This window comes from Cylindrospermopsis raciborskii Cr2010, assembly GCF_003367075.2.
Lineage (GTDB): Bacteria > Cyanobacteriota > Cyanobacteriia > Cyanobacteriales > Nostocaceae > Raphidiopsis > Raphidiopsis raciborskii.
In genome coordinates, this window is sequence record NZ_CP065936.1 from 846,571 (window position 1) to 866,849 (window position 20,279).

At 41.2% G+C, this 20,279-nt stretch carries 16 protein-coding genes; 9 read left to right on the plus strand and 7 right to left on the minus strand.

From position 1 onward, the window contains the following. Positions 1 to 147: 147 nt before the first annotated feature. The 5 genes from C6N34_RS03905 to C6N34_RS03925 form a co-directional block, all read right to left on the minus strand. On the minus strand, positions 148 to 753 hold the full coding sequence (locus tag C6N34_RS03905) for a cysteine dioxygenase family protein (protein ID WP_057178573.1): 606 nt from the start codon (positions 751 to 753) through the stop codon (positions 148 to 150). 84 nt (positions 754 to 837) lie between these two features. Continuing rightward, a complete protein-coding gene (locus tag C6N34_RS03910; protein WP_057178572.1) occupies positions 838 to 1,329 on the minus strand; it encodes a hypothetical protein in 492 nt (163 codons plus the stop codon). A gap of 140 nt (positions 1,330 to 1,469) precedes the next feature. Further along, positions 1,470 to 2,066 (minus strand): cytochrome c oxidase subunit 3, encoded by a 597-nt coding sequence (locus C6N34_RS03915; protein ID WP_006278748.1) that lies wholly within the window; start codon positions 2,064 to 2,066, stop codon positions 1,470 to 1,472. Positions 2,067 to 2,097: 31 nt separating this feature from the next. Beyond that, positions 2,098 to 3,765, minus strand: coding sequence for a cytochrome c oxidase subunit I (gene ctaD, locus C6N34_RS03920; protein WP_181407021.1), 1,668 nt, complete (start codon positions 3,763 to 3,765; stop codon positions 2,098 to 2,100). A gap of 25 nt (positions 3,766 to 3,790) precedes the next feature. Then, positions 3,791 to 4,777, minus strand: a complete 987-nt coding sequence (locus C6N34_RS03925; protein WP_006278750.1) for a cytochrome c oxidase subunit II — start codon at positions 4,775 to 4,777, stop codon at positions 3,791 to 3,793. A 239-nt stretch (positions 4,778 to 5,016) separates the two neighbouring features. Between C6N34_RS03925 and C6N34_RS03930 the strand changes: the two genes are divergently transcribed. After that, entirely contained in the window at positions 5,017 to 6,066 is a 1,050-nt protein-coding gene (locus tag C6N34_RS03930; protein ID WP_082604693.1) for a glutaminase, read from the plus strand. On the opposite strand, the gene C6N34_RS03935 is transcribed toward C6N34_RS03930, so the two are convergent. After that, the gene (locus C6N34_RS03935) at positions 6,049 to 7,464 is read right to left on the minus strand and encodes a hypothetical protein (RefSeq protein WP_236107400.1); all 1,416 of its coding nucleotides are present in this window, start codon (positions 7,462 to 7,464) and stop codon (positions 6,049 to 6,051) included. The genes C6N34_RS03930 and C6N34_RS03935 overlap by 18 nt on opposite strands. A 511-nt stretch (positions 7,465 to 7,975) precedes the next feature. Here C6N34_RS03935 and psaA point away from each other — a divergent pair. The 4 genes from psaA to C6N34_RS03955 all read left to right on the plus strand — a co-directional run bounded on the left by psaA (position 7,976) and on the right by C6N34_RS03955 (position 14,615). Next, positions 7,976 to 10,231 carry a photosystem I core protein PsaA gene (psaA, locus tag C6N34_RS03940; RefSeq protein ID WP_115539140.1) on the plus strand — a complete coding sequence of 752 codons (2,256 nt, stop codon included), beginning with the start codon at positions 7,976 to 7,978 and terminating at the stop codon, positions 10,229 to 10,231. A 110-nt stretch (positions 10,232 to 10,341) separates the two neighbouring features. Then, positions 10,342 to 12,573: a photosystem I core protein PsaB gene (gene psaB / locus C6N34_RS03945; protein WP_006278754.1), complete on the plus strand. Its 2,232-nt coding sequence runs from the start codon at positions 10,342 to 10,344 to the stop codon at positions 12,571 to 12,573. 92 nt (positions 12,574 to 12,665) lie between these two features. Beyond that, positions 12,666 to 13,691 (plus strand): S-methyl-5-thioribose-1-phosphate isomerase, encoded by a 1,026-nt coding sequence (mtnA, locus tag C6N34_RS03950; protein ID WP_006278756.1) that lies wholly within the window; start codon positions 12,666 to 12,668, stop codon positions 13,689 to 13,691. Positions 13,692 to 13,745: 54 nt separating this feature from the next. Beyond that, positions 13,746 to 14,615, plus strand: coding sequence for a Tab2/Atab2 family RNA-binding protein (locus C6N34_RS03955; RefSeq protein WP_006278757.1), 870 nt, complete (start codon positions 13,746 to 13,748; stop codon positions 14,613 to 14,615). Between the two features lie 130 nt (positions 14,616 to 14,745). On the opposite strand, the gene C6N34_RS03960 is transcribed toward C6N34_RS03955, so the two are convergent. Next, the gene (locus tag C6N34_RS03960) at positions 14,746 to 16,083 is read right to left on the minus strand and encodes a S8 family peptidase (protein WP_057178568.1); all 1,338 of its coding nucleotides are present in this window, start codon (positions 16,081 to 16,083) and stop codon (positions 14,746 to 14,748) included. Positions 16,084 to 16,433: 350 nt separating this feature from the next. Here C6N34_RS03960 and C6N34_RS03965 point away from each other — a divergent pair, with 350 nt between their 5' ends. The 4 genes from C6N34_RS03965 to C6N34_RS03980 all read left to right on the plus strand — a co-directional run bounded on the left by C6N34_RS03965 (position 16,434) and on the right by C6N34_RS03980 (position 20,279). Continuing rightward, positions 16,434 to 17,120 carry a histidine phosphatase family protein gene (locus tag C6N34_RS03965; protein ID WP_006278759.1) on the plus strand — a complete coding sequence of 229 codons (687 nt, stop codon included), beginning with the start codon at positions 16,434 to 16,436 and terminating at the stop codon, positions 17,118 to 17,120. Between the two features lie 452 nt (positions 17,121 to 17,572). After that, entirely contained in the window at positions 17,573 to 17,713 is a 141-nt protein-coding gene (locus C6N34_RS03970) for a hypothetical protein (RefSeq protein WP_236107402.1), read from the plus strand. A 319-nt stretch (positions 17,714 to 18,032) separates the two neighbouring features. Then, a complete protein-coding gene (map, locus tag C6N34_RS03975) occupies positions 18,033 to 18,863 on the plus strand; it encodes a type I methionyl aminopeptidase (protein ID WP_006278761.1) in 831 nt (276 codons plus the stop codon). 21 nt (positions 18,864 to 18,884) lie between these two features. After that, entirely contained in the window at positions 18,885 to 20,279 is a 1,395-nt protein-coding gene (locus C6N34_RS03980) for an amidase (protein WP_115539141.1), read from the plus strand.

Genomic DNA, 20,279 nt, shown 5'->3' on the forward strand with positions numbered 1-20,279 from the left:
TTTACCTGTGGTTTTACTTACTCATTATCCACTACTTATTTAATATGATAATCTCTGATTCATAATTCTGCTACAGTATTTACCAAAGATAATAGTAGCCAGATATCCACTGCTCATCACCCATTAACCTTGTGCAGAACTATATTTTTAAAAATTCTTGCTGGTATGGTTAACTATGTCAAATTCTCGTCTGTTTTGAGAATTGGTTTCTCCATAAATGTTAAAAGTAACAGTTGGTTCTGGTCCCACAGAATAGACCTGATGTATGGTTTGGGAAGTAAAACTAATTAAATCACCGGGAAATAAATCTAAAGATCCTACCTGTTGAATACGATCAGGATTTGCTGGATCAGGTTGCCAAAATGTGTTTTTTTCCTGACCTTGTAAAATAGCGACTATTCCCCAGGTTCCATGATTATGGATATTGGAGGTGATTCCTGGTGCAAAAGTGACAGTCTGTACTGTTAAAGGAAATCCCAACTCATCATATAGTAACAAAACTGATGTTCCGGTTGGAGAATGTGGTTTTAAAACTCGACTTTTTACCCAATAGGAATTAACTATTAGTCTTCTGACCAGCATTCTCAGGTGAGGAAGAAAATCAGACTCTTCTTCTACATCATTGAGAACATCTTCTACTTCCGTGAGAAACCGATAAAAACGATAATTTTCTCTTAATAAGTCCCATTCTCTTGCAGCTTTACATAGTTCATGCTTTCCACTCTCAGGGATGAACCAATCTTTTCCTTGCATAACCTAATACTTCCATAATACGTCCATCAAAAATTAAGTAGGGATGCACAATTATTTGTTCATCTTATATTTAATTCCACCTACTTACCCATCCTCCTCCAATGAAGGGTTTAAAATCTGCCAAAGAATATTAGCACCAAAATCTTCTTTATCATTTATGTTCTGTATCTCTTTGATTATTGCTTTAGCCTGGTCTAATTTTCCCAACTTGGCTGAAATCATTCCCAGAGCAGTATAAGCATTTAAAAAAATTCTAATTTGAGATTCATCCTTTCTTGCAAGTAAAACTGATCGAAGTTTTTCCCAGTTATCAGGTAATTGGTGAGTTTTTCTGATTCTAGCAATTATGGTGTTCGCTGTTTTTTCCGCTAGAGCATAATTATTTTGATAATAAAAATAACGATAAGCTGCTACCAAAACGTCCATATGGTTATTCTCCTTAGTTTCAGCTAGAGCTTGCTCCATATATTTAAGAGACTCTTCTGGATTTTCCCATGTTTTAGTAGCTAAGACTAATAGTTCTTTAACTTCAGCAGAAGCGTCAAACCAGGAAAACTGGTCACAATTGATATTCATATCTAATTACTTAATCTACTGGACTTGAAACTCAAAGGAAATAGGTAAGTAGAGATGCACAATTATTTGTGCATCTTATATTTAATTCCACCCACTCACTTAGTTACCTAATTACCTATTCCCTTTTATCAATTAGCAGCTCAAAAAGCATTCATGAGATAAACCAAGGTAAACAAAATAATCCAAATGATATCGACAAAGTGCCAATAAATTTCTGCCATTTCGATTCCCGTATGTTTAATAGCAGAATAATGATTACGTTTGAGAGAACGCCATAAAACACCCAAAATTAATAGCAATCCCACAAAAACATGCAATCCGTGAAAACCAGTCATTAAATAAAAACAATTGGCGAAAACATTGCTAGTTAACCCATACCCCAGATTCATGTATTCATAAATCTGTCCCACTAAAAATACAGCACCCATGATGGCCGTAATAAAATACCAAAATCGCATCCACCCCACACGATTTCTTTTAATTGCTGCATCACCTAGATGAATAACAAAACTGCTAGATACTAGAATTATGGTGTTAATGGTAGGGATAAGCAATTCCACATCTGTCCCCTCTGGAGGCCAAACTGGGGTAGTACCTTTAAAAAATAAATAGGTAGCAAAAAATCCACCAAACATTAAGGATTCAGAAACCAAGAAAGTTAATAATCCCCAAACCCGCAAATCCGGATGTTCGTGATGGTCACCTGAGAGATGTTTGTCAGTCGTAATTGCTGTCATGGTGTTTTTCTTTTTGAGGGGTTAATTTTTGCTAGACCTCATCTTGTTGATGTCCATAGTCATAAGGTCCATGGGTAACCACAGGTAAAACTTCCCAATTTTCAATAATCGGGGGAGAACTAGTAGTCCATTCTAGGGTTAAACTCTTCCAGGGATTATCACCTGCTGACTCACCATTGAACCAACTATTAATCGCATTATAAGCAAAGGGAATAACAGAAATAGCTAAAATGAATGCTCCCACCGTACAAATCTGGTTCAAACTAATAAATTGTGGGTCATACATAGCCACTCGTCTTGGCATCCCTTGTAATCCCAGTTCGTGCATTGGTAAAAATGTTAGGTTAGTACCAATAAAAGTCAGAATAAAGTGGATTTTACCCCAAGTTTCATTCATGATTTTACCGGTGATTTTGGGAAACCAATGATAGATACCAGAGTAAATGCCAAAAACAGAACCACCAAATAAAACATAGTGAAAATGGGCAACCACATAATAGGTATCATGAACGTGAACGTCAAAGGGAGCAGTTCCCATAGTTACGCCACTTAAACCACCCATAACAAACATTGATAATAAACCAATTGCAAACAACATTGCACTGGTAAATCGGATTTTACCACCCCAAAGAGTTGCCACCCAACCAAATATCTTTACCCCTGTAGGAACAGCAACTATTAGTGTGGAAATAGTGAAAAACATGCGCATCCAACCAGGAGTACCACTGGTAAACATGTGGTGAACCCACACAAATAAACCTACCACACAAATGGCAACACTAGAATAGGCGATCGCCTTATATCCAAAAATTGGTTTGCGCGCATGGGTAGGAATCACTTCTGACATAATGCCAAAAATTGGCAGAATCATTAAATAAACTGCTGGATGGGAATAAAACCAAAATAGATGTTGGTAAATAATCACGTTACCACCAGCATCAGGTTTGAAGAAGGAGGTACCGAAATTAATGTCAAATAGTAGCAAAACTAAGCCTGCTGCTAACACGGGAGTGGATAAAAGTGCCAGAATAGAAGTTGCTAAAATTGCCCAACAAAATAGGGGAACTTGATCCCATTTCATGCTAGGAACTTTCATCATCAAAATTGTGATGACAAAGTTAATTGAACCCAAAATTGAGGAAGTTCCTACTAAAACAATTGCTAAAATCCAGAGACTTTGAGCGATGGGGGCGGTAATTAAACTTAGGGGTGGATAGGCGGTCCAACCGGATTGAGAACCACCAAAAAAGAAACTGGCTAATAATAGCAAACCTGCGGGGGGATTTAACCAAAAAGCAATGGCGTTTAATTTAGGAAATGCCATATCTCTAGCACCCACCATTAAGGGTACTAAATAATTACCAAATCCCCCAATAGCGCTGGGAACAATCCAAAGAAATATCATGATTGTTCCGTGATTAGTCATGAAGGCGTTATACAGATTGGGGTCAATGAAATCAGCGTCGGGTGTGGCTAATTCTGTGCGGATGGCAACGGCCATTAACCCACCTATTAAATAGAAGAAAAAGGCGGTGACTAAATATTGAATACCGATGACTTTATGATCGGTATTAAAAGTAAAATAGTCTTTAAATTTCCAAGGTTCTTGATGTGAAGTGTGGGATACCAGAAGAGTTTTTTGTTGACTTTGATCTGGTGGATTTGTTGGTATTTCAGGAAAAAATTCGCTGGAAGTCATGAGAATTATAAGTTGTGAGTTTTGGTTATTTGGTGATGCTCTTAAATGAGGGAATGATTTGGGAATTTATTCCCATATTCTGAACATAGGGCGCTAGAAATTCCGTGGGAGATACATCACCAGGGTTAACAGCTAATATTTGGGGAGAATTTTGTTGTGCTACCTGATTTTCTGTTAACCAATGATTAAATTCCTCCTGACTGTGAACAATTACTTGGCTGCGCATGGAACCATGATAACCACCACATAATTCTGTGCAAACTATGGGATAGGTTCCTGGTTTTGTTGCTACAAATCTCAGTTCTGTTGGTACACCAGGAATCGCATCTTGCTTGAGACGAAATTGGGGAACCCAAAATGAGTGAATTACATCTGTCGCGGACAGGTTTAACTGTACGTCTGCACCTACAGGAATATGTAATTCTCCTGCATTTATGTCGGTTTCGGGATAGTTAAATAACCATGCAAATTGCATTCCTTGAACATTAACTACCAAATCTGCTGGTTTGTTTTGAGTTTCAGGACTTGCGCCAATCCCAATATTAGCAGCAGGTGTGTGAAGGGAATTACTGGAAGATTTACTTTCATTATCCATGGTAGCTGCTATTGCTGTACCTGAAACATGGGCAATATGATGGGGATGACTACCTGGTTCTAAACCTCCCATTTGATTATAGATATTGACGCTGTAAATACCTAAAGCAATTACAATTACTGTGGGTATGGCAGTCCAAAAAATCTCTAGGGCTAAATTGCCTTCTATGGGTATACCATCACTAGCATCTCCTGCACGACGACGATACACAAATAAGAAAATTACTATGGTTCCTTCAACTATTAAAAATAGAGCTACTGCAATGGTAAACATGACATTAAAAAAATTGTCTACCAAGGGCGCTTGGGCTGAAGCTTGTATGGGTAACAAATGATGATGTTGTCCTATCCATATACTAATAGGAGAAATTATCATTCCTACCAATAGTGTCCATAATGATACGGGAACTTTTTGCATAGGTTCTTTATTTGTGTGGTTGTGTTGTCAATTATCAGTTCCTATCTACAGTTTTACCTCACTCTATTGCCAAGTTGATAAAACTCCAGATTTTTTTCATATCCCCTGGTGACTGGAATTAAATATAAGATGAACCTAGGTTGGGTTGAAGTATGAAACCCAACACCCCCACCGGTTACGCCATCGTCAACCCATCCTACAAATCATTGTGCCTCCCCACTTAAATCTACAGAATAAATATGATAAATAACAAATTATTTCAGGAAGTGTTGTTAATTTTGAACTTTTCTTTTAACTCTTATCTCCACTCCTTGTATAATTTTGGTGTTCTGTTATTATTTAGTCCCTTGAAACATATCAATAAACATATCAATTTTGATAATTTGTCGGTTGATGACTTGTCTCTCTGGATGGCACAATCCCAAACTTCTATATCCCAAGGTCAAGTTCTTCAGCGTATACCTCTGTTGGCTAATATTAATCCTCTATTGTTTGCTGTTTATATTTATTCTAAACCTAATATTCATTATAGTCTGGGAGATTATACTACTCCTTTCCCTTTCATGAGTGTTATTAAACCTTTTAGTTTTTTATATCTCCTTGAACATGTGGGTGAGGACCAGGTTCTTCAATCTGTGGGTACATCCCCTTCATCAATGGCTTTTAATTCCTTAGAACAGCTAATTTCAGATAAGGGATACCCCCGCAACCCTATGATTAATAGTGGTGCCATTACTGTGGCTCATAAATTAAATAATATAAGTCAGGTAATTAATAGTAGTAATTATACAGGAAGTTTTCTGTCTCAACCTTTTGTTGAATGGTTAAATAAATTGGCAGATACCCAACTATACTTGGACGTGGCTATGTTGACTTCTGTCCGATCTACCCGTTCTCCTCTCAATTTGGCGATCGCACGGATTCTGTATGAAAATGGATATATTGACAATATTGAATCTGCTCTGGATATCTATGAGGAAATATGCTGTATTTCCGGAACGGTAGTAGATGTGGGGAAGTTGGGAAAATTATTGGCTCGGGAAAGTGGTTTAATCGCTCCTGAGCATCGTCTATTGGTCAATCACGTCATGTTAGGTTGTGGACTTTATGAGTCCTCCCCCTACTATGCTCAAAAAATTGGTTTACCTATGAAGTCAGGTATTAGTGGGGCACTTTTGGCAATAATACCTGATCACGGTGCGATCGCTATTTATAGTCCTGCTTTAGATTTAACTGGTAATTCTATAGCAGGACTAAGGTTTATTGAAACTTTATTTAGTAAATTGTGATGTTTCCATTAATGCAGGGGAAGAAACAGGAGGTTCCGGAGTTGGTTTTGGCGCTAATGCTTCCTGGGTGGTTTCAGGTGTAGTCTCAACTGATGGAGAAATAGGAGGTTCCGGAGTTGGTTTTGGCGCTACTGCTTCCTGGGTAGTTTCAGGTGTAGTCTCAACTGGTGGAGAAATAGGAGGTTCCGGAGTTGGTTTTGGCGCTACTGCTTCCTGGGTGATTTCAGGTGTAGTCTCAACTGGTGGAGAAACAGGAGGTTCCGGAGTTGGTTTTGGCGCTATCGCTTCCTGGGTAGTTTCAGGTGTAGTCTCAACTGGTGGAGAAACAGGAGGTTCCGGAGTTGGTTTTGGCGCTATCGCTTCCTGGGTAGTTTCAGGTGTAGTCTCAACTGATGGAGAAACAGGAGTCTCCACATAATTTTGGTCTACAATCCCTCTTACCTCTTGAGCAGTAACCTCTCCCCTCACGATTTTCGATAGAGTATCCTGACCACCGGGTTGATAATCAATCATTCTCACCGTGCTGTTAAATACGTTCTTAACAGGATTACCTTCATTGTCCAAAAATTCCAGTTCTAGCCAGTTTTTACCGGGTTTAAACCCTTTGAGGTAAATTGTCTGCCAATTGTCTAAAACAAAACTTTCACCATTAATAGTGCAACGAATTCGCCAATTACCTATATTACTACCTACATTACCTTCCTCACCTTCAAGATTTTCTTGTGCACCCGTATGTAAAGGGGCATTTCCAAGATAAAAATCTAACATTATTGGCTCCGCACCATAATTACCATTAGGACGACTGTAAGTAAGTAGAGGTAAATTAGGGTCAGGATTATTATCGCTGCTTTTTGTTAATACATGGAAAGTTGTTTGTGCATAAGCTCCCTCATTCTTAAAACTTTCGTGCCAGGGACGAGATGCAAAAACTCTGAGTGTATGTGTACCAGCAGATAAATCTTTAAGCACTAATGGAATATTTACATCGTAAACCGGTATGTAAGGTTGATTATCAAGAATAACGTGTAAATGTGGACCTAGCTGAAGTTGAGGATGCTTAAAGATTGGTAAATCCCTCACCTGGAAACGCACTGCTACAGAGTTCTCTTCTATAACCTGATCAAAGATGGGATTAATTATTGATACCTGTGGTTGATAAGGTTCTAAATTAGATTCTAGCTCTTGAATAACTTGTGGTGGGGATACCTCAGAGAACTGTCGTGGTGTTTGGGGAATTTCAACTGCTGGTTTTTCTGGTTCAATAACTACATCTTGCCCTCCTGCTTTATCAGTACAAGCACTAGTATAAAAGGCTATTATAAGAATAACAACCCATCTTGTTAGGGAAAAGCAAAATTGAAAAAGGCTTTTTTTCATTTGTATTAACTTATGGTTCATACCCTTACCTAAGGTTCTCCTCAAGAAAATCTATTGATCACATATTAAACGACAACAAGTCTCACTCACACATTTTCCCCTAAACTTAGGAAAAATAATCATTCTGTAGTTTGAGATAGATTGCTCTTCTCCAACCGAATTGCCATATTAAGTAACATTAGTTACCAGAAATTATGGTAATAGTTTACGTACAACTAAGGTCGGGAGAGCAGGGACAGGGTGGCCACAGGATCCTAAAAACTATTAGTTTTAAGAATTGTAATGGTTTGTAAATTAAATAAAAAAACTATTGACTTTTTAGCAAGAGACCCAAATATAAAAGGCAGATGTAACAACGAATCTGGCAATTTTAAATTATTGTTAAAATGTCTCCAACAAAGTACAAGTACAGACTCTATAATTCAACAGAAACGAAAAATCCACACGGTTCCAGAAAACAACTGGAAACGAAGAGTAAAATTAACTCTGTGGTGTCCATGATTCCTCATTCCCTATTGACAGAGGAGGTCGAATGACGATTAGTCCTCCGGAGCGAGAGGCGAAAAAAGCAAGAGTCATAGTTGATAATGACCCCGTGCCTACCTCATTTGAGAAATGGGCCCAACCTGGTCACTTCGACAGATCCTTGGCTAAAGGTCCAAAAACCACCACGTGGATTTGGGACCTCCACGCCCTCGCCCACGATTTCGATACGCACACAAGCGACTTAGAAGACATTTCCCGCAAAATCTTCTCCGCACACTTTGGCCATTTGGCCGTGGTGACAATATGGTTAAGCGGAATGATCTTCCATGGAGCTAAGTTCTCTAATTACGAAGCTTGGTTAGCAGATCCGCTAGGGGTAAAACCCAGCGCGCAAACTGTATGGCCAATTGTGGGACAAGACATTTTAAATGGTGATGTTGGTGGCGGTTTCCACGGCATTCAAATCACCTCTGGGTTATTTCAAGTGTGGCGTGGTTGGGGTATAACCAGCTCATTCCAACTTTATGTAACTGCTATTGGCGGTTTAGTGTTAGCAGGTTTATTCCTGTTTGCTGGTTGGTTCCACTACCACAAACGCGCTCCCAAACTGGAATGGTTCCAAAACGTGGAGTCAATGCTAAATCACCACTTAGCCGTATTATTAGGCTGTGGTTCCTTGGGATGGACAGGTCACATTATTCACGTTTCCGCACCAGTTAACAAACTGTTGGATTCCGGTGTGGCTATTAAGGATATTCCCTTGCCTCATGAGTTCATTTTGAACAAAGAACTGATTGCCCACCTGTATCCTAGCTTTGCTAGTGGGTTAACTCCTTTCTTCACCTTGAACTGGGGAGCCTACGCTGACATTTTGACCTTTAAAGGTGGATTGAATCCAGTAACAGGCGGGCTGTGGATGACTGATATTGCTCATCACCACCTGGCGATCGCAGTGTTATTCATCATCGCTGGTCACATGTACCGCACCAACTGGGGTATCGGTCACAGCATCAAAGATATCCTAGAAAACCACAAGGGTCCTTTCACAGGTGAAGGTCATAAAGGTCTCTACGAAAACCTGACCACCTCTTGGCATGCCCAACTGGCTACCAACCTGGCTTTCTTGGGTTCCTTGACAATCATCATCGCTCATCACATGTACGCGATGCCTCCCTATCCATATTTGGCAACCGACTACGCCACACAGTTGTGTATATTTACACACCACATGTGGATAGGTGGGTTCCTGATTGTAGGTGGTGCTGCTCACGCGGCAATCTTCATGGTGCGCGACTATGATCCAGTAGTGAACCAAAACAACGTGTTGGATCGTGTGATTCGTCACCGTGATGCTATCATATCTCACCTCAACTGGGTTTGTATATTCTTAGGCTTTCATAGCTTTGGTTTGTACATTCACAATGACACAATGAGTGCTCTGGGTCGTCCCCAGGACATGTTCTCAGACACAGCAATTCAATTGCAACCAGTGTTTGCTCAGTGGATACAAAATCAACACCACCTAGCACCCGGAACAACAGCACCCAATGCTCTAGAAGCAGTAAGCTACGTGTTTGGCGGTGGAGTGTTGGCAGTAGGTGGCAAAGTAGCAGCTGCAGCTATTCCTTTAGGCACAGCGGACTTTTTGATTCACCACATTCACGCTTTTACCATTCATGTAACAGTGCTAATCCTGCTCAAAGGTGTACTGTATGCTCGTAGTTCTCGTTTAATTCCAGATAAAGCCAATTTAGGCTTCCGCTTCCCTTGCGACGGTCCAGGTCGTGGTGGTACCTGCCAAGTTTCCGGTTGGGACCATGTATTCCTAGGACTGTTCTGGATGTATAACTCCCTATCTATTGTAATCTTCCACTTTAGCTGGAAAATGCAGTCGGATGTATGGGGTACTGTAGATGATGGGGTGGTTAGTCACATCACAGGTGATAACTTTGCCCAAGGTGCCATCACCATCAACGGTTGGTTACGGGATTTCCTGTGGGCACAAGCTACAGAAGTAATCAACTCCTACGGTAGTGAACTATCCGCTTACGGACTAATGTTTTTGGGCGCTCACTTCATTTGGGCATTCAGTTTAATGTTCCTGTTCAGTGGTCGCGGCTACTGGCAAGAATTAATTGAGTCCATAGTTTGGGCACATAATAAACTAAAAGTAGCTCCCACAATTCAACCCCGCGCTTTGAGCATCACTCAAGGTCGGGCCGTAGGTGTAGCTCACTACCTCCTGGGAGGAATTGCCACTACCTGGGCATTCTTCCACGCACACATCCTTTCGGTAGGTTAACAACTTCAGGCGATATTTTGGGTTTTGGAAATTACCAAAATCTAAGACCCAAAATGTCTCTGATACTAAGCAATGGCTAAAGGTCAAAGGTCAGAGGAATCATCAACCCTATGGCAACAAAATTTCCCAAATTTAGCCAGGATCTCGCACAGGACCCGACTACCCGTCGGATTTGGTATGCGATCGCCACAGGCAACGATTTTGAGAGCCATGACGGCATGACGGAAGAAAATCTTTACCAAAAGATTTTCGCTACCCATTTCGGTCACCTGGCAATCATCTTTCTGTGGGCATCCAGCCTCCTGTTCCACGTAGCCTGGCAAGGTAACTTTGAACAGTGGATCAAAGATCCCCTTAACGTCCGTCCCATCGCCCATGCGATTTGGGATCCTCATTTCGGCGCACCAGCAGTTGACGCTTTTACCCAAGCTGGCGCAAGCAATCCTGTCAACATTGCTTACTCAGGTGTTTATCACTGGTGGTACACCATTGGGATGCGGACAAACCAAGAACTATATACCGGTTCCCTAGGCTTGTTGCTCTTGGCCGCATTGTTCCTATTTACTGGTTGGTTGCACTTGCAACCCAAGTTCCGTCCTAGTCTCTCTTGGTTCAAGAGTGCTGAACCCCGTTTAAATCACCACCTAGCTGGTTTATTTGGTGTTAGCTCCCTAGCATGGACTGGTCACTTGGTTCACGTTGCCATTCCTGAGTCTCGCGGTATTCACGTGGGCTGGGATAACTTCTTGAGTGTGGCTCCCCACCCCGCAGGTTTGACCCCCTTCTTCACCGGTAACTGGGGTGTATATGCTCAGAACCCCGATACCGCAGGTCAGATCTTTGGCACCTCCACCGGCGCAGGAACAGCAATTTTGACCTTCTTAGGTGGTTTCCATCCTCAAACAGAATCTCTGTGGTTGACTGATATAGCTCATCACCATCTGGCGATCGCAGTTCTGTTTATTATTGCTGGTCACATGTACCGCACCAACTTTGGAATTGGTCACAGCATCAAAGAAATGCTGAATTCCAAATCAGGTTTAGTCCCCGGTAGCAAGAGTGAAGGTCAGTTCAACTTACCTCACCAAGGTTTGTACGACACCATCAACAACTCCTTACACTTCCAACTGTCTTTGGCCTTGGCAGCGTTAGGAACCGTCACTTCCTTGGTGGCGCAACACATGTACTCTCTGCCTTCCTACGCGTTCATCGCTAAGGACTACACCACCCAGGCAGCATTGTATACCCACCACCAGTACATAGCTGGTTTCTTGATGGTTGGTGCTTTTGCCCACGCTGCCATCTTCTGGGTTCGGGACTACGATCCAGAACAAAACAAAGGCAACGTACTAGACCGGATTCTTCAGCACAAAGAAGCGATTATCTCCCACCTCAGCTGGGTGTCCCTGTTCCTCGGTTTCCACACCTTGGGTCTGTACGTTCATAACGATGTAGTGGTTGCTTTCGGTACTCCTGAAAAGCAAATCCTCATCGAGCCAGTGTTTGCCCAATTTATTCAAGCTGCTCAAGGTAAAGCTTTATACGGGCTTAACGTATTGTTGTCTAACCCTGACAGTATTGCCTACACAGCTTACCCCAACGCTGGTAATGTTTGGTTACCTGGTTGGTTAGATGCCATTAACTCTGGTACTAACTCCCTGTTCTTAACCATTGGACCTGGCGACTTCTTGGTTCACCATGCCTTTGCTTTAGCTATTCACACCACCACCTTAGTACTGGTTAAAGGTGCTTTAGATGCTCGTGGTTCCAAGCTAATGCCTGACAAAAAGGATTTTGGTTACGCCTTCCCTTGCGACGGTCCTGGTCGGGGCGGTACTTGCGATATTTCAGCTTGGGACGCTTTCTACCTAGCAATGTTCTGGATGTTAAACACCATTGGTTGGGTAACCTTCTATTGGCACTGGAAACACCTGGGTATTTGGCAGGGTAACGTTGCCCAATTCAACGAAAACTCAACCTATTTAATGGGATGGTTCCGCGATTACCTCTGGGCCAACTCTGCTCAGTTGATCAACGGCTACAATGCCTATGGTATGAATAACCTATCTGTTTGGGCTTGGATGTTCTTATTTGGACACCTAGTCTGGGCAACTGGTTTCATGTTCTTGATCTCCTGGAGAGGATATTGGCAAGAATTAATCGAAACCTTGGTTTGGGCTCACGAGCGCACTCCTTTAGCTAACCTAGTTCGCTGGAAGGATAAACCCGTTGCTCTCTCCATCGTTCAAGCTCGTGTGGTTGGTTTAGCTCACTTCACCGTTGGCTACATCCTTACCTATGCAGCATTCCTAATTGCTTCTACCGCTGGCAAATTTGGTTGATGCTCACGTAGTAGTTAATAGCCCCACCCTCCCCCAGGGTGGGACTAAAGCTTTAATTAGAGCTTTCAAAAGATTTATCTATAGTGGTAATTATGCTTTATCCTGTAATCTGGAAAAATGACTCAGTTATACTAATTGATCAAACTCGTCTACCCAATGAATACGCTGTGATTGAGGTTCATCGTAGTCAGGATATGGCTGAGGCAATTAGAACCATGATTGTTAGAGGCGCACCTGCTATTGGTGTGGCTGCTGCTTATGGTATGTATTTGGGCGCCAGGGAAATAAAAACAAATAATCGCCAGGAGTTTTTACATGAATTAGAAGGTGTGGCCCAGTTATTACGCTCTACTCGCCCCACTGCGGTCAATCTATTTTGGGCTATTGGCAGAATGATGCAAATTGCCTATGAAACCCTAGGAACTATAGAAGAAATTAAACAAAATCTGCTACAAACTGCTGAAAAAATTCGTACTGAAGATCTAGAAACTTGTCAACTTATAGGTGATAACGGGTTGAAAGTTTTACCGAAAACACCAGAAAAATTAATTATTCTGACTCATTGTAATGCAGGTGCTTTAGCAACCGCTGGTTATGGTACAGCATTGGGGGTGGTGCGTTCAGCTTGGAAAGAGGGGAGACTAACTAGGGTTTTTGCCGATGAAACTCGTCCTCGTTTACAAGGTGCAAAGCTCACCGCATGGGAATGTGTACAAGAAGGTATTCCCGTCACTGTCATTGCTGATAATATGGCAGCACACTGTATGAAGCAAGGTTTAATTGATGCCGTAGTTGTTGGTGCAGATAGAATAGCAGCCAATGGAGACACAGCGAATAAAATAGGTACTTATAATCTAGCCATTGTTGCTAAATCCCATAATGTTCCATTTTTTGTAGCTGCACCTGTTTCCACCATTGATTTCAGTCTAGATAGTGGGGATAAAATTCCCATAGAAGAGCGTCACCCATCCGAAATTTACCAGGTTGGTGATAGTATGCTCACACCTTCAGGCGTGGAATTTTATAATCCCGCTTTTGATGTCACCCCAGCTGAATTAATAACAGCTATCATTACTGAAAATGGTGCTTTTGCTCCCAATGAATTGCCCACTCCATGATTACCAGTCATAATAGTCATAACATAATATTCATAACCAGTCTCACATTATAACATGGGCAATATTTGGGAACTCGATTTTTACTCTCGTCCTATTCTGGACGCAAATCAAAAAAAAGTTTGGGAAGTCTTGATCTGTGAAAGTCCTACAGATGTTCTTACTAAAGTGGATTCCCTATTTCGCTACGCGCAATATTGCCCCAGTACCCAAGTCAATTCAGTCTGGTTACGCCAAGCATTACAAGAAGCTATTGAAAAAGCAGGTGTAGCACCCATAAAAATTCGTTTTTTCCGCCGACAGATGAATAATATGATTACTAAAGCTTGTCAAGATATGGGGATACCTGCCTTACCTAGTCGCAAAACTTTAGTTCTCAACCAATGGATACAACAAAGAATGGAGGAAGTTTATCCTCAAGAACCCGGATATGAACAGGTAACTAACTCTTCCGTACGATTGGAAAGACCCTTACCTCAAAGGTTACCGGATGCGCTAGAAGGTAAACAATGGACATTTGTTAGTCTAGGAGCCAGTGATATTACTGATATGCCAGAATGGGAAATTGCTTTTGGCGAGGCTTTTCCCTTAGAATTAGCTGGTTTATCCCCAGAAATCCCCATTCCGGGAATTTTGATTTTTTCTCCCAGAGCTTTACCCATTGCTGGATGGATGTCCGGTTTAGAGTTGGCATATTTACGATTGGATAGTAATCGTAATAATCAAGGGGATAGATTAGTTTTAGAGACAGGTGGTACGGAAAGTTGGATTTTAGCAAATTTGAGAACTCCCCAATTATTAGCAGAGGCTAAGGGGTTTGAAGAGGCTAAACAAAAAGCCGACGGTGTGCATTTTATTGGAGTACAGTCTGATCCTCAGTCCCAGTCTTTTGCTGGTTTTTGGTTATTAAAAGAAATCAATCTTTGAGCGAAACTTGTTGGCAATGTTTGCTGCAATGACACCAAACCTCTGTACAAAACCAGTTTTAATGAATCCCTATCTACTTAGATCGGGGAGAATTTAGATATCTCGCGTAGTGAATACTTCGCAATCGCATTTATATCCAGGGTGTTGGGTCTTGTTCATCTACCCAACCTAAAAGATCAGATTCCAAACTAGATGTTTGGAGAAATCCGATGGGAAATTGAGAACCAATATCCGTGGGAAATTGAGAGGGAAATTGAGAACCAATATCTGTGGGGAATTGGTTCCCAAGATCAAAGGGAAATAAATTTATAGGAAAGGGGAAAGGTGAGGGTGGAAGAGGTTGATTGGGTTGTGGAGGTTTAGTGCTATTTTCCGCTGTGCTAACAATAATTTCTCGCACTTGACTTTCTGTTAAATTGGGGTTGGCACTTAACATTAATGCGATCGCTCCAGCAACATGGGGAGTAGCCATAGAAGTACCAGTATAATTGGCATATTTATTGTTAGGAACTGTGGAGTAAATATCCTCACCGGGAGCGGTGACATATTTAATTTCTTGAGAACCAGAACGGTTGGAAAAATTAGTGGTTTTATTATTTATATCTACTGCGCCCACTGCAAGTCCTGAATTATACGCATAACGAGCAGGATAAGATGGTATAGAATTGCCCTCATTCCCAGCAGCCATAACTACGATTACATTCTTACTAGCAGCATATTCAAGGGCTGATTTTAAACCATCACTACCAGAACCTCCTCCTAAACTCATATTAATAATGCGAGCACCATTATCAGTAGCATAACGGATACCTTGGATGATACTGGTATAAGATCCCGAACCTTTTTCATCTAAAACCTTCACGGGCATAATTCGAGAATTATAGGCAATACCAGTTACACCAATAGCATTATTTTCACCTGCAATAGTCCCAGAAACATGAGTTCCATGACCATTATCGTCGAGAACATTATTGTTATTACTTTGAAAATTCCACCCTCTAATATCATCAATATAACCATTGCCATCATCATCTATACCATTTCCTGCAATTTCCTTGGGATTGAACCAAATATTATCATTTAAATCTTGGTGGTTATAGTCTACTCCAGTGTCTAAAACAGCAACAATAATTCCCTGACCTGTATAACCATTTTGCCAAGCTGTAGGAGCATTAATCATATCCGCACCCCAATTGTTTCCTCCTATTTGAGGTGCTTTAGGATAGGGACTTTGACCTACTGCCATACTTACTGCATTCCCCGCATTTATTAATCCATATCCATTATTAGTATTATAGTTGTTTGTGGTAACACTTTGTTGACTTTCTTCCTCTAATACTAGATAGCTATGGCCTGCTGAAATTACAGAGTTTTCTAAAGGAGTTTGTAATTGTGGAATTACCAACTTTTCATCTTGTATATTAAGTTGACTGTCACTAAAACTGGTTGCCGTAACATCTAATCTCATGGATTTTTTATCCTCAATAATTGGACCTTGCTAAATAAAATCAAAAGCCAGATAAATCAAAGTTTTGAAATTTATAAAAAGCAACTAAGTGCCAATTTTTAAAAAGTGGGTGTGATAAAAATTCCATGCTTTAACTAAGGTAAAACAACAAGATTTGAAGACAAAATATTGTCCTCTTATTGAAAAATTTAAATTATTAATCTTGGTTAAAGACTACCAAAGTTTTATGAAGACAAAAAGCCAGATAGGCTACTAATCAAGAAATTGTTAAGTTAATATGACACTGGCAATATTGTATTGATTATTGCTTTATGATATATTTTTATTATTCTTAATATGTATATGATTACATGAGCCAAGTAATTTGGATCGCTAGACATGCTAACAGACTTGACTTTGTCAACCCTGACTGGTTTCTGACAGCAGAAAGGCGTTATGATCCCCCTTTATCAGATGATGGTATAATTCAGGCACAGCAACTAGCAAAACGGTTAAAAGGCGAAAGAATAAAGCATATTTTTGCCTCTCCTTTTTTGCGGACCGTACAGACAGCCAATGCAGTAGCGGAAATCTTGGATTTAGATATCAAATTAGAGACAGGACTCAGCGAGTGGTTAAATCCAGAGTGGATGACAGAAGAACCAGAAAAACTGTCAACCTTGGAACTGGTCAAATTATTTCCTAGAATAGATAGGAGCTATACACCTCGGATTGCTGCAAAATACCCTGAAACCCATGAACAGGTGAGATATCGTTCAGGACAGACTGCCAGATGTTTAGCAGCGGAATTTTGGCCTCACGATATCTTATTAGTCGCACATGGAGCTTCTGTGTTAGGTGCTGCTATGGGATTTGTAGGAGATCTAGCCAAAACTGAAGTAAAGGCCAAATTATGCTCCCTGGTTAAATTAGTGCATCAGGAATCACAATGGTTTTTGGAACTCAAGGGAGATACTTCCCATTTGGAAGAAATACCAGGACTGCAACCAGAATACTCCAGCTTATGGCAACTACCACCGACAAAACCAGTTGCTTGAAAACCTACTTTGGCTTTCACACAGGGAATTCATTCCCTCCCCAACGGACAGTCTCCAGGTAGGGGTTAATTTAAACAATTATGGTTAATCCGCATCTATCATTATCTATTAGGGAAGCGATCGCTCCTCTGTTTAGTCTAAACTAGAATAACAGGTTGATGTGTGAAGGGAAACTTTCATGCACGGTTTTGAAGACCAACGAAGTTGGTGACAACCTCGTTAAGTTTAATGGCCCAACCTACAGTGGCCTGCGGTAAGACCAAGAGGATTGACTTTGTATATCCCTGTCATTTATGCTTGACAAGCCTAAAAGATTTACAAACTTTGTTAATTATTTTCTATAAACCCCTTGCATATTTATTTAACTAGTGTTATATTTAAAAATAAGGTGATCGGGCCGTTCCGCTAAGAATTCCAGATCACCTTACACCTCGTTCAGAGGTAATCAAATTATGGCACGGACTGCAAATTTTATCAGCAATGTTAATGACGCTATAATAGCTGAAACAGCAGAACAGGAAAAGCAACGAGCAGAACAGGAAAAACTACGAGCGGACAAATTGGCAGCCCTGGGTGTCAATTTGGATGAATGAAACCACAGTAAAATCACCCACCACAAGACCAGTCTGTTGAAAACCCACTTTGGACAGGGAATTCATTCCCTGTCTCCCCCACAGACAGTCTCCAGGCGTTGGTTAATTCAAACAATCCCGGTTAATTCCGTGTGCTTCCCAATCGCCCTTTTCATTGATCGATCGCATGGAGTAAATCGTTTGTTGGGTTTCGTCCTTCAACCCAACCTTGTATATTGAGAGAAGTGGTAGAATGGGGGTGGAGTGGATCCATTTTGGAATCAAATCTCACCTAGAGCAAACCTTAGCTGTTTAACAGCGATAACTACCAAACCAGATGATGAACATTCTCAGCGACCTACTTACCTTACCAGTGCAGTCTAAACCTTTCATATCACAGCAACGTCGGGGAATAGAAATCAAATCTCCTCGTGAGGTTGATATCATGCGACAATCAGCTAGGATTGTTGCTACTGTTCTCAAGGAAATTTCTGAATTGGTTGAACCGGGGATGACTACTGCGGATCTGGATGCACACGCAGAAAAACGTATTCGAGAAATGGGCGCAACTCCCAGTTTTAAGGGATATCATGGATTTCCAGCTTCTATATGTTCTAGTATCAACCACGAGGTGGTACATGGTATTCCCAGTCAGAAAAAAGTGATTCGCTCAGGAGATGTGCTAAAGGTTGATACGGGAGCATACTATCAAGGTTTCCATGGTGACTCTTGTATCACCATTGCTGTGGGCACTGTAAGTCCGGATGCAGCAAAATTAATTGAAGTGGCTGAAAAAGCTTTATATGCAGGTATAGAACAAGTGAAAGCTGATGCCCATTTAGCTGATATTGCTGGTGGGATTGAAGACTATGTTAAAACAACTGGATTTAATGTGGTAGAGCAGTTCACAGGTCATGGGGTGGGTAGAAACCTTCATGAAGAACCTGCAGTTTTTAATTATAGAACTCGTGAAATTCCTAATGTTAAATTACGTGCTGGTATGACTTTGGCTATTGAACCTATAATTAATGCTGGATCAAAAACTACTAAAATATTAAGTGATAGATGGACTGCTGTTACTGTTGATAATGCTCTATCTGCCCAATTTGAACATACTGTGTTGGTTACGGAAACGGGTTATGAAATTTTAACTGATAGATCATCACTTTAAACCAAACCCCCCACATAACTGATGACTGATTTAGCATTTACCCCCGCTTTGGAATTGGCTAGGTTAATTCGTAAGCGGGAGATATCTCCCCTAGAACTCACAGAGTTATATTTAGATAGAATTTCTCGTTTCAACCCTCAATTGGGTAGTTACTTCACGGTTATGGCGGAATCAGCCATAGCTGATAGTCGTTATAAAACAGAAATACTAGCTAATACCAGGGAAACTGCATTACCACCCTTTTTTGGCGTTCCCATTTCAATCAAAGATTTGAATGCGGTGGCGGGTGTTACCTGTACCTATGGCAATCCAACCTTGGTTAATAACATCCCCAATTATGATGATGGTGTGGTTACCAAAATCAAACAAGCGGGTTTTGTCATTCTGGGAAAAACAGCTACCTCGGAACTAGGGTCTTATCCCTATACTGAACCTCCAGGTTTTCCCCCAGCTAGAAATCCCTGGAATCTAGAATATACTCCTGGTGGTTCTAGTGGTGGTGCTGCATCCGCTGTTGCAGCTGGATTATGTGCGATCGCCCAAGGTTCTGATGGGGGTGGTTCTATTAGGGTACCTGCGGCTTGTTGCGGCCTGGTAGGGATTAAACCTGCTAGGGGAAGGGTAACTAATGCTCCTGGTACTAGTATCATAGCTACTAGTGGTCCCCTGGCCAGAACGGTAGCTGATGCAGCTGCTATGCTAGATGCAATTTCTGGATATTTCCCGGGGGATCCCTTTTGGTTAAATGATCCAGAACCTTGTTTCTTGGAGTCGAGAACAAAGGTGGGACTGAACATAGCCTTTAGTACAAGTATTCCCTCCGTAGGGGAAGCAGATGGGAACGGTCAACAGGGGGTATTAAAAGCGGTCAGATTATTGGAGGAGTTGGGACATAATGTAGTAGAGAAGTGTCCGGATATAAGTGGGTTAGTCCAACCATTTCAAGTTGTATGGCAAGCTGGAGTAGCTGCTGCTAGAATACCCCCACAGATCTTACAACCTCTCAATCAGTTTTTATTAGAGAGAACAGGTTCAGCAGGTGAGTATCTACGAGCGGTAACACAGATGCAAATCCTATCTCGGCAAATTGTGTCTTTCTTTGATCCCATAGATATATTAGTATTACCTGTGTACCTCCACTCACCCATAAAAATTGGTGAGTGGAGTCAGTTGAACCCTGATGACACCCTAGAAAGAATCATTAAATGGATTGCACCCTGTCCCATAGCAAACGCGACGGGGCTGCCTGCTATATCCATACCTATGGGATTTGATGCTAATGGTTTACCCTTGAGTGTGCAATTAATTGGCAAGCCCGCTGCTGAATCTACCTTGATTAGCATCGCATCACAATTAGAAATGGTTAATCCTTGGGTGCAATACTGCGAGTTGCCAAAGAGTAGCAAAAATTATTAA